Annotated in this window: 5 protein-coding genes; all 5 read right to left on the reverse strand. The window is 41.8% G+C overall.

Features of this window, described 5'->3' with window-relative positions; genetic code table 11:
• Positions 1-95 precede the first annotated feature (95 nt).
• Positions 96-2,507 carry an alpha/beta hydrolase family protein gene (locus tag ACIQZ2_RS01000; RefSeq protein ID WP_395766967.1) on the reverse strand — a complete coding sequence of 804 codons (2,412 nt, stop codon included), beginning with the start codon at positions 2,505-2,507 and terminating at the stop codon, positions 96-98.
• Positions 2,508-2,561: 54 nt separating this feature from the next.
• Positions 2,562-4,049, reverse strand: coding sequence for a RagB/SusD family nutrient uptake outer membrane protein (locus ACIQZ2_RS01005; protein ID WP_395766968.1), 1,488 nt, complete (start codon positions 4,047-4,049; stop codon positions 2,562-2,564).
• 9 nt (positions 4,050-4,058) lie between these two features.
• Positions 4,059-7,211, reverse strand: a complete 3,153-nt coding sequence (locus tag ACIQZ2_RS01010) for a SusC/RagA family TonB-linked outer membrane protein (RefSeq protein WP_395766969.1) — start codon at positions 7,209-7,211, stop codon at positions 4,059-4,061.
• 171 nt (positions 7,212-7,382) lie between these two features.
• Positions 7,383-8,828 (reverse strand): RagB/SusD family nutrient uptake outer membrane protein, encoded by a 1,446-nt coding sequence (locus tag ACIQZ2_RS01015; RefSeq protein WP_395766970.1) that lies wholly within the window; start codon positions 8,826-8,828, stop codon positions 7,383-7,385.
• Positions 8,829-8,846: 18 nt separating this feature from the next.
• Positions 8,847-11,996, reverse strand: coding sequence for a SusC/RagA family TonB-linked outer membrane protein (locus ACIQZ2_RS01020; protein ID WP_395766971.1), 3,150 nt, complete (start codon positions 11,994-11,996; stop codon positions 8,847-8,849).
• Between the last annotated feature and the right edge of the window lie 117 nt (positions 11,997-12,113).

The following is a 12,113-nucleotide window of genomic DNA, read 5'->3' on the forward strand; positions in this document are numbered from 1 at the left end:
TAGAGACGCGATACCTCGCGTCTTTAAAATAAATTTAGACGCGAGGTATCGCGTCTCTACAATTAAAAAGGCGACCGAAGGGTCGCCTTTTTAATTTATTTAAGATATTTCTCCAACCACTGAAACTGTTCCCACAGCAAGTGTAGGACATTTTCTCGGCCACGGTAGCTATGTGCTTCGTAGGGTAAATACACAAAGCGGGTTGTGCCTCCATTTCCTTTCAAAGCCGCGTATAAACGCTCACTGTTAATTGGGAAGGTTCCCGTATTATCATCTTGCTCACCGTGCACTAGTAAAATCGGTTCCTTGATTTTATCGGCATAACTGAATGGACTCATCTCAAAATATAATTGAGGTGCTTGCCAGTAGGTACGATCTTCGTTTTGGAAACCAAAAGGCGTCAACGTACGGTTATAGGCGCCACTTCGTGCGATTCCTGCTTTAAACAAATCGGTATGGGCCAATAAATTAGCCGTCATAAAGGCACCGTAGCTATGACCACCCACGGCCATGCGCTTGCGATCACCTACGCCCAATTGCACCAAATAATCAATCGCTGCGGACGCATTTAAACGTAATTGATCCACAAAGTTATCATTTGGCTTCTTCGAAGGATCCGTTGAGACAATCGGCATTTCGGCATTGTCTAAGATGGCATATCCTTGGGTTGCGTAGTAAATCGGCGAAGCCCAGCTCAAGGTCGTAAATCGGTCTTTGCTTCCGCGAATCTGCGCTGCATCTGCTGCGGAATTAAATTCACGCGGATATGCCCAGATTAAAACAGGCAAAGGACCATCCTTTTCTTTGTTATAGCCTTTGGGTAAGTACAAATCTCCGGTAAGATCTACCCCATCGGCACGCTTGTACTTGATTTTCTCCTTGGTAATCCCCACTAAATTCGGATAAGGATTCTCAAAATGAGTCAATGCTTTGTCCTGGGCAGGATTCAATAGGTTTTTGATGTAGTAGTTCGGCACCTCTGTTTGAGATTCCTTTCTGCTCAATACAATCCCTTTTTCCGCATCGATAACCTCTTCTACTTGCTCGAAATGACCCGGCTTCGCGCGCCAAATAATCTCGTTATTCTTCGAGGCTAAATCAAATTTGGCAATAAAAGGAAGGTCTCCTTGATCTGATGAGCCCACTGGGTTGTTCATCAAAATCTTAGTTCCGCCATCCGTTACCTGAATCACATCGCGCCCAAAGGCATTTTTAGTCTGAACAGGACTACCTGGATTGCGGTAAGCATCTGTTAGATTTCGTTCATACAAAACCTCCATCGCACCCGTCTGTGGCGTATAGCGACTCACTTTAGACGTCTGCTTCCCACGCAATACCTCGGATACCAAGGCAAGATTTTTATCTCCCCAAGTCACCCCGGCAAAACGCGTTTTAGTCTTGAACAACTCTTTCGGCTCTTGGTTAAATGGCGCGGCTAGGCTATACACCGCATCATGAAATTCTACTGGTTTCTTGATGAAACCACTATCCAACGGCATGGCGTACACGATCGAAGCTGGTTCATCATCACGCCACTCAAATCCCCTAGGGACATTTTGCACGTTGTCATTTCCTGATGGTGCGCTCTCGGCAGAGGGAAGTTTGGCTAATTCTTTGATAAGTTTCCCCTCCAGGTTCAGTACAGAAACAGTCGATGTAAATCCATAGGCAGGCACCGCATACGAGAATGGCTTGGTCAATGTCCGCGTCATCACATACTGGCGATCAGGCGATAATTGGAAAGAGTTTGTCAGCTCAGGCTTGCCCACTTTCTTGTTTACCCCATTTTTATAAAGTACCAGTTGGCTTTCAGCATAATACGCAAACAGACTCTCATCGTACGGGGATTTGATCAAATCCTGAAATGTAGGTCTTGGTGCTGCTTTGCCAATATTTTGTTGGATTGTTGGCCCCTTCGGCGTAATAGGACGCTTCGGTGCACCAGCCGCATCATGTGTGGTGGCTTTGTATAAAATAGTTTGATCGTCCACCCAAGTAAAGGCATTGCCTAGTACTTGGTTAATGGGATCCGCATTCACACGTGTCACTTTTTTAGTTGCGATATCGATGACATATAGGTCGACCCGATTAACCTCGGTTTGGGTAAAAGCAATTTTGGTTTCGGATGGATTCCAAGCAAAGCCACCAGCTGCCATGTTTTTCGGTAAACCGGTAATTTCCAGGGTAGCACCTGATTTTATCACCTGCAAGGTAATGCTGCTGATGGGGCTTTGTCGGCTTGGTGAAAAATTAAGGGGATTCAATCGCAATCCCGCAATCTTCATTTCCGGTTGGCCTAATTCCTCCACACTCGGATACGAATTACGGCCCAGTAATAAGAGATATTCTGCTTTCGAATCTATGCGAACAAAAGGTGTAGGCTTCGCTAAAAGCAAGTCGGCAATTTCCTTAGGCGGCAGTTGATAGGTATCAGCATCTTGGCTGTAACTTGAAAACGCTGAACCTAGAAACAAGCTAAGCGATACAAAAAGGGATATTTTTTTCATAGGATAGAGTAAAAAAAAGGTGGCTGATTTGTCAGCCACCTTTTGAAATTCAATTTATAGTGGATTTTGGACGATCGCTGGATTTGCGTTAATCTCACGACGTGGGAATACAAATTCCCACCGAACATCACCCGCTGGCACATCAAATAACAAGACAACAGCTGGAATTGCATTCGTACCATTCCGATTCAATGGCGCATTGGTACGCTTCAAATCAAAGAAACGATGTCCTTCACCCCATAACTCGATGCGGCGTTGGAGTAAAATTTCATTAACCAATGCATCACCCGTACGCGTTGATTGTACATAATTCGGATCACGTGCTTTGACTAAATCAAATAATACTCTGGAAGCTCCAGCTGCATCATTCAGTCTAGCTCTTGCTTCAGCTTCGATCAAGTACATTTCAGCTGCACGCATGTACGGTACATCACCCATGGCCGATGTAGAAGGTACACCTGGCAATCTGAACTTCTGGTTCAAGAAACGTGGACGAACACCTCCTGGAGGAACGATTGAGTTGGTTGCTGTGGGATTCTCTACCCACATTCTCGATCTCACATCCGAAGCTGGAATCTGCGCATACAATAAGTTATTGATAATTTTAGGGTACGTTCTAATAACCGTTGAGTTATAGTTACATGAAATGTACGAGTGATACCCACCAAAAAACTCAGATTGATCTTCTAAGTGGTCAAAACCCCACATCCACTCCGGATTAGCGATATCTTGAAAACCATCTTGATACTGCGTCGCGTTCATTGGAACATATCCAGCACGTGCCTCAGCTGCAAATCTAGCTGCATTCGTCCAGTCTTGCTGTACCAAAGCCACACGTGCTTGCATACCTCTTACCACATTTAAATTAAAATGCGATTTGTTCAACCGAGCAGAAGTCAATAATAAGGCAGCATCCGCTAGGTCCTTATTGATTTGTGTATAAATCTCCTCCACGGTGTTACGTGGTTTCCCTTCGGTTGTTGGCTCTAAAACCAATGGTACACCTAGCTGAGTATTCGGTTTAGCACGCGACTCGTAGCGCTTGCCATATAACTGAACCAAGTTAAAGTACCCAAAAGCGCGTAAAGCTAAGGCCTCTCCTTTTAACGAATTACGATCAGCAGCAGGACCTGCAGCCTTATCAATATTCGCAATACCAATATTAGCATTACCAATAATACGGTAATACATCTCGTAAGGGAACTGCGAAAACGTACCTACGTCGGTACGGTGCGCTACCCATCTGGACTCGTTTGCATGCCATCCGTTCGTTCCGGCAGTTGTACCGATTAAAAAATCCTCCCCTAAATGATCTAAGGTAATCATCATAGCCGGGTGACCTGAGTGACCTTGAGAACTTAAATAACGAACGACAAAAGAACGGTAGATTCCGTTAATAGCTGCAGCTGCATTCTTAGTAGTTGCATATGCTGAGCCTGCATCGATACTCGCCGTAGGCGTTGTATCCAAATATACGTTCTCACATGAAATCGAAATCATGCTGAACAATAAAGCGATAAATATGACTAATTTATTTTTCATGATTCAAAATTATAAAGAGAATGAAATACCTAATACCAAAGATTTCGCTGGACTATACACATTACTCGTTGTTCCACCAAAATTCTGCTGAACGTTCATACCGCTTCTACGAGATAACATTAAGAAATTCTCACCACTCATGTATACCTGCGCATTATCAATTTTATACTTTGACAAAACTGATTTTGGTATGCGATATGACAAAGTAACGGTTCGAATGTTCATGAAACTTCCGTCGATTAACCAGCGATCTGACGCGGCATCAAAATCCGCGGTACGACCTGCATCCATACGAGGAACGTTGGTAACATCACCAGGATTAACCCAGCGCTTTAAGATATCAACGTGTTTCGCATTGTGGTAGCCAGCACCCATCAAACTAGCATACGCACCATCGTAGATTTTTCCACCTACCTGATAAACCATTAAAGCAGAAAGTGAGAACCCTTTATAGTTTAATGATGTATTAACCGAACCCGTTAAATCTGGAATCGAAGTACCATTATACCAAAAACGTGCATTCGTAATGTTGGTAGTCAAAGTATCTCCTTTTTCAGTTATGCGTGAATTTGAAGGCACAAATGAAATAGCGCGATACTCGGCGGCACCAGTCGCTGGATCTACGCCTTTATACTCACGTAACCAATAATCATAAAGGGAACTTCCCTCTTTCAACTTCTTCGTACCATCGATGATTTCCTTACTCTCCTGTGGCATTTTGGTAATCTTATTTTCTAAACGCGTCGCGTTTAAATCAATATGCCAATTGAAATCTTTTGTACGAATCACATCATAGCCCAATTGAATCTCAATTCCTTTGTTATACATCGAACCGATATTACGAGTCTCTGAACCAATACCCACAGAAAGTGGCAATGGAACTGCAAAAATCAAATTGGTCGACTGGCGATCGAAATATTCAATGGTACCGGATAAACGATTCTTGAACAAACCGAATTCTACCGCTACATCAAAGGCTGTATTCGTTTCCCATTCCAATGACTTACTACCTAATGAAGATTGCAAGATACCAGGTTCAGTCGCGTTATTCCAGCCTAAAGCATATAATGGTTGCCAAGCGTAGTTGCTAATACCACCATCGTTACCTGTTTGACCCCATGAACTTCTTAATTTCAAGTTATCAATGAAGCTAAACTGCTTAATGAAATCCTCTTGATCTAAACGCCAAGCAGCAGAAACTGAGTAGAAATTACCCCAACGCTTATCTTTATAGAATTTAGATGAACCATCACGACGCGCTGAAAATGAAACAAAATATTTTGAATCAAAATCGTAATTCAAACGCGAAAAGAAACCTTCCACACGGCGCATGTCATATTGTGATGTCAAGTTGGTCGTTGTCGTAAAGTTGATCAACTCATAATTTCCATCCAAAATTTGCTGCGAACGAGAACCGTCTAAGCTATTGCTTACTAGGTTGTAATTTTCATGACCAACAAGTGCATCAACATTATGCTTACCAAATGAATGATTGTAAGTTAATAATTGAGACAAGTTGTAATTTGTTACATTCTCAAACAAATTAGACGCACGACCTGCTGGAGCTCCATCACCAATTTCTGGGTTACCAAAAACAATGGAGTTGGCATTGGTAATATCAACACCTACGTTGTTTGTAAATTTAAAATCTTTCAAGAAAGAGATTTCAGCGAAAGCACGACCACCTAATAAGTTTCTACGGAAGAAGTTTTCATTTAATTCCGTTTCAGCGATTACGTGACGACCACCGTATTGAGGACGGTTAGATAAGCCCAAAGAACTTAAATTACCATAGTCATAACGACGTCTACCATCTTCTAACGTTAAGAAAGTACCTGGACTAGCCGGATTATACGCATATACAGGATAAATAGGCGCCATTCCACGAGTAAAGAAGAAAGGATTCACAAATGAAGTACCCCCATCAGCTGTTGACTGATTCGAAGTAGTTACCGTTGTGTTCATATTCGCACCCACTTTAAACCAATCGTTCATTTGGCTATTCAAGTTTAAACGAGCCGTAAAACGATCATAATCAGATTTAATTTGATACCCTTTATCGTTCAAATAAGAAACAGATAAGAAATAATCTGTTTTTCCCGTTGCACCAGAGAAATTGGCATTAAGTTCATCACGAACTCCTTGACGCATCACTGCTTTCTCCCAATTCAAATCATCTGGATTGTAAATCAACTGTGCTGATGGATTTAATTTACCATCTGTACCTACTAATTGAGCAAAGGGTACATTGTATACGTTGTATCCTGCACCAACAATTGCTCCTAAACCCGCAGAAGCGGTAGAATTAGCTGTAGCAATAGGTACAGGGTTAGTTGCACGGTATGCTAAGTTATTACGATTTGCCTCCCACATTAATGGATAATAATCCGCGGTACCCACGCGATCATACTCGGGCATAGCTCGCGTATTAAAACCTTTGGTATACTTAATGTTAATTGTATTCTTACCTTTTAGACCCTTTTTAGTTGTCACCATCACCACACCATTTGCAGCACGTGCTCCATATAATGCAGTAGATGCGGCATCCTTTAATACTGTGATTGACTCAATATCATCGTTGTTCAAATTGGCAATACTCGCCGAATATGGAACGCCGTCAACCACATATAATGGATCGTTGGAAGAAGAAATTGAACCAAAACCCCGGATACGAACTGCGGGAGAAGATCCTGGCTGACCACCAGTAGACGTTGTCGTTACACCGGCAGCAATACCCTCTAAAGCTTGTCCAATATTGGTAATAGGTCTAACCGCCAACTTTTCAGCTCCAATTTTAGCAGATGATCCTGTAAAAGATGTCTTTTTTGTTGAACCAAAAGTGGTGACAACAACTTCATCCAAGGTGGAGGACGTCGATTGTAGCGAAATATTTACCACGGAACGGTTCCCAACCCGCACCTCTTGCGTACTATATCCTACTGAGCTCACGACAAGCACGGCATTAGGAGATACGTTTAATTTAAATGCACCATCTACGTCTGTATTGGTACCATTTTTAGACCCTTTAATGGCAATGTTAACACCAGGCAAAGTTGAACCGTCATCTCCGGTCACTTTTCCTGTGATAGCTCTATCTTGGGCTAGCAATGGAACCATTGCAATGAGCCACAAGAAGATACTTAATAGTAGCGTTTTTTTCATAATGTCTTTAGTTTAACAAATGATGAATGAATAATCATTAAAATAGAAATAGATAACACCTCTAACAAAAATTAACAATAAATTGTTTTTATGATACTGATAAAAGTTCAAAAAAAAAGGCGACCGATGGGCCGCCTTTTTTTTAATCCCAATAAGTTTAAAATACTTATTTTATTTACCGATACTTGGGTTTGTTTGAACCTCAACTAAAGGTATACCGAAAATATAACGTGGATCAGAAGGCTGAATGATTGCACCAGCACCGAACGAGTTCAAAGGCTCACCACGACGTAACACGTCATTGGCACGGAAACCTTCTCCCAAGAATTCAATACGACGCTCTGTCAAGATAGCACGAACGACTTCTGATTTAGTTGCCAAAGATGGAAACTCAAACGTCGCATCAGAACGAGCGTGCACCGCGCGCAAAATCGCAGTTGCACGTGTCAAGCTACCTCCTTCTGCTTCCGCCTCAGCAACGTTCAACAAAACCTCCGCATAACGGATGTTCGGAACAAAATCCACAAATGGAGCTACACCACTGAATTTAGTCAATGATGGCGCATTTGCCACAGCTGTTCTTGGAACAGTCAATTTTGTTTTACGGTCATCATTAGCACCAAATTGCGCATTGTTGTAAATACCCGTTGGACCTGGATTCAACGTATATTCTACGTTACCTGCATTCCAGTAAAAACCTAATTGGTTTTGTGTTCCTGGCGCATTTGTTGCATCCATTGGGAAAGACAAGATAGACTCAGTCGTTGTATATGGTGCCTTAAATACGTTAGTAACGTCAGCCTGTAGGGCATGTGCTACACGCGTCGTTGAACGGAAAGGTGCCGCTGCAGTAACAATTTTGTTACCTTCTGCGATAACAGCTGCATAATCACCCATGGCCAACAATACACGCGTTTTCAAAGCAACTGCTGTGTTTTTGTGTGCTCGTGAAGTGTTCAACAAAGCTGTTCCATAAGAATCTGGCAATTCAGCTTCCGCCTCATTCAAATCCTTTAACACTTGAGCATACACTTGAGCAACTGAAGAACGAGCTAAATCGTTATTTGCTGAAGAAGCCTCTCCTTTTAAACGTAAAGGTAAACCTGCCGATGCACCCTTATCTAAAATATAAGGCTTTGCAAAGAATTGTACCAATGAGAAATAAGTCAATGCACGCAAAAACTTAGCCTCTCCACGGTAATTCGCTGCTAATGCAGGTGATACAGCGGTTGGATTAGCCGCTAAACCCTCAAGAAACAAGTTGGCACGATTGATTGTCAAATATCCTTGAATCCAGAAGTTGGCAATATACGAATCAGAAGGATCTTGATTTCCTTGATACGTACCGTAACCAGTTACACCGTTTGTAGTCCGGTTAATCCACTCCTCACCACGGATATCGTTGTAAATCAAATAACGACCTCCAAATAAACTTCCGCTTTTCGCAGAACCATACAAACCATTTACCTGAGAAAGTACACGTGCAGGCGTATTGAATACGGTTGCATCTGATAAATCCAATTCAGGAACTGCATTAAGGAATTCCTTATTGCATGAAGAAACAGTCATCGCTAGTGCGATAGACAAGATTCCTATTTTTGTTGTGAATAATTTCATTTTATATCTGCGTTAAAATTATAGACCAATGTTGATACCAAAAGTAAATGCACGTCCTTGAGGAATTGAGTTACGCTCAATACCTGAAGCCAAGTTAGAATCTCCATTTGATGAAATTTCAGGGTCAACACCTAAGTAAGGAGTGAACAACAACAAGTTGTTTCCTTGAGCGTATACACGAATAGATGTAATACCGATTGAAGTCAAATTCGTAGGGATTTTGTATCCTAATGTTGCAGTCTGCAAACGTAAGAAATCACCCTTTTGAACATTGGCATCAATCAAGAAAGCAGAACCATTTGAAATATTGTCACCATAAATGGCACGAGGAATTTCAGTAATTTGACCTGGCGTTTTCCATGAGTTCAACACATCCACAGAGTTGTTCCATACACGTTGGTCACGAAGACCTGCTTGTGAACCATTGTAAATGTAATTACCTCCTGAGAACGTAAAGTTTAAGCCTAAATCAAAACCTTTGTAACGGAATGTGTTGTTGAAACCACCGTAGAACGTAGGCAATGTATTACCTAATACTTGTTGTTGGTTAGAAGGTGAAGTGGTAGGCGTACCATCTAAGGTTGTCCATGCATTCACACCACCCAAGTGTAGGTATTGAACTTTTGTACCATCACGTGTGATATAGATACGACGACCATTCGCTGGGTTAACACCACCCGTCTTCACACCGTAAATTTGTGCTGCAGAATAACCCACACGTGTAATGTTAGTAGTCTCAAGTCCCGAAGTCGCTGTTAAGATTGGCGTATTTGCGTCAACCAATGACGTAACCATGTTTTCGTTTGTCGCAAAGTTTACATTAGTTGTCCAAACAAACCCATTGTTGTCAATTGGCGTTGCTGTAATTGCTAATTCATAACCTTTGTTGTACATCGAACCTACGTTAGCCAAGATTGAGTTTCCTGGAATACCTTTCGAAGGTGCTTGAGGAACGTTCAAAATCAAGTTATCAATATCCTTGTAGTAGTAGTTAGCTTCAACCTGGATACGATCGTTCAAGAAACTCACGTCTAAACCTACGTTGGTTTGTGTAGAAGTCTCCCATTTCAAATTCTTATTTCCTGCTTGGTTAAACGCCAATGTTGGCGCAGCACCGTACAATCCAGAAGCAAATGTTGAGTAAGAACCGTACGCATTCGGTACGTTACCGTTACCTACTTTACCGTAACTTGCTTTCAAACGTACATTTGAAACCTTATTTCCTAAGTTCAAGTTCTTGAAGAATTTCTCTTCAGAAACTGTCCATCCTAAAGATGCTCCACCGAAATCACCCCAACGGTTCTCTGAAGATAATGCAGAGTTACCATCCACACGGTAGTTTGCGCTTAAGAAATACTTATTTGCATAGTTGTATGAGAAGCTAGAAAAATATGCCTCATATGAAACTTGGAAAATACCATTTCCCGCAGCCAAGTTTGTACCAAAATTTCCTTGGAAATCGGTAAAGAAGAAATCAGCCAATCCTTGACGTTGCGCACCCCAGTTCAATACACGTGTTTTCTGAACGTCAGAACCTGCTACAACCGAGAAATTATGCTTCTCAGCTAAAGTCTTATTGTATTGCAATGTATTAATCCAGTTCCAGTTGTCTGAACGCGCTGTGTTGTTATATGCGTCACCACTTACAGACCAACCGTCACCATTGAATGGGTTAAAGAAACGAATGTTCTCTGTGTTACGACGATCCCAAGAATAGCTTGTTTTCGCAGTTAAACCTTCCGCTAAACGGAATTCAGCTCCTAAATTAGCAATCAAACGTGTATTCTCAGATGTAATGTTATCTAAGTCACGAACCACAGCCGGGTTAGGAAATTGTGCTGGCAACAAGTTATTCATACGACCAATCGTATTGTTTTCCAAGTTGTATGAACCATCAGCTAAACGTGCAGGCAAGTTAGGCACTTGAGCCACAGCAATACGACCTAAACCTGACGTATTAAATGCACCACCCGCATTTGAACCTGACATTGGCGCCTGATTAAATGTATTCGAGTAATTTAAGTTGGCTGATAACTTCAACCATTTCGTTGCTTGGTGATCCATGTTGAAACGACCTGAACGACGTTGGAAAGTATTACTCTTCAAGAAACCATCTTGATCTGAAAAACCAGCAGAGAAGTAATAATTTGTTTTATCTGTACCACCTGTAATAGATAAGTTGTGGTTTTGAGAAACTGAAGTTTGATAAACTTCCTTGTACCAATCTGTATCAATTAATTTACCATCTGCCGTGTAAGAAGGCAAAAATGATTGATTTAGTGCATTACGCTGCGATGCAGCTACGGCGTTTGGATTCAATGCTAACGCGTTTGCAATCGCACCATTTTTGTGCAACATATATTGTTCAGCGTTCAATACATCTGGAAGACGTACCGCCTCTGAAACACCAGCCCAAGATTCTATTGAAACTTTTGCTCTACCAGACTTACCGCGTTTTGTTGTAATTAACAAAACACCCGCACCTGCACGAGAACCGTAGATCGCAGCAGAAGCCGCATCTTTCAAGATATCAATCGACTCAATATCAGATGGGTTAATATCTGCTAATGGGTTGTTGGTCGTTGAGTTAGCCGAAACGTTATCTGTAGAAATAGGTATACCATCGATAACTACCAACGGAAACGAGCTCAATGATAATGAACTCAAACCACGTACACGAATTACTGGAGGGTTATTCAACAAACCGTTCGGTTGTGTAATGTTAACACCCGCAGCTTGACCCGTCAAACCTTGTGAGAAAGATTGTACCGGACGCTCAGCAATACTTGCAGCCTTCACTGACGAAGCAGCACCCGTAAACTCTTGGCGCTTTCTCGTACCATAACCTACCACAACTACCTCTGATAATTGTTGATTGTCAACTTGCAATTGAACATCAATTACACTGCGAGAACCTACCGAAACCGATTGCGAATTGAAACCCACAAAAGAGAAAACAAGGCTTGCGCCATCGTTTACTGCAATTTTATACGTTCCATCAGCGGCAGTCGTTGTCCCTTTTGAAGACCCCTTTGCACTAACGCTTACGCCCGGCAACCCGCTTCCATCCTCAGACGAAGTGACTTTACCGGTAACTTGCCTTGTTTGAGCGAATAATGTGCTTACAACAGCCATCATCAACACCCAGGATAGTACTAGTTTTTTCATGTTGTTTAGTTTAATGAATGAATTTGAATCCGAAATTTACTACTGAAACTCCAAATTGCAACAAATAGTTGATAATTATTCTTCAACTATACGAATAAACAATAGAAAATTTGGCAA

Origin of the sequence: Aquirufa sp., from assembly GCF_044342065.1 — a bacterium.
Classification (GTDB): Bacteria; Bacteroidota; Bacteroidia; order Cytophagales; family Spirosomataceae; genus Aquirufa.

What these genes read in the sequence shown, in the direction of transcription:
- ACIQZ2_RS01000 (WP_395766967.1), bottom strand. Translation starts at nt 2,507, where the DNA reads ATGAAAAAAATATCCCTTTTTGTATCGCTTAGCTTGTTTCTAGGTTCA.
- ACIQZ2_RS01005 (WP_395766968.1), bottom strand. Translation starts at nt 4,049, where the DNA reads ATGAAAAATAAATTAGTCATATTTATCGCTTTATTGTTCAGCATGATT.
- ACIQZ2_RS01010 (WP_395766969.1), bottom strand. Translation starts at nt 7,211, where the DNA reads ATGAAAAAAACGCTACTATTAAGTATCTTCTTGTGGCTCATTGCAATG.
- ACIQZ2_RS01015 (WP_395766970.1), bottom strand. Translation starts at nt 8,828, where the DNA reads ATGAAATTATTCACAACAAAAATAGGAATCTTGTCTATCGCACTAGCG.
- ACIQZ2_RS01020 (WP_395766971.1), bottom strand. Translation starts at nt 11,996, where the DNA reads ATGAAAAAACTAGTACTATCCTGGGTGTTGATGATGGCTGTTGTAAGC.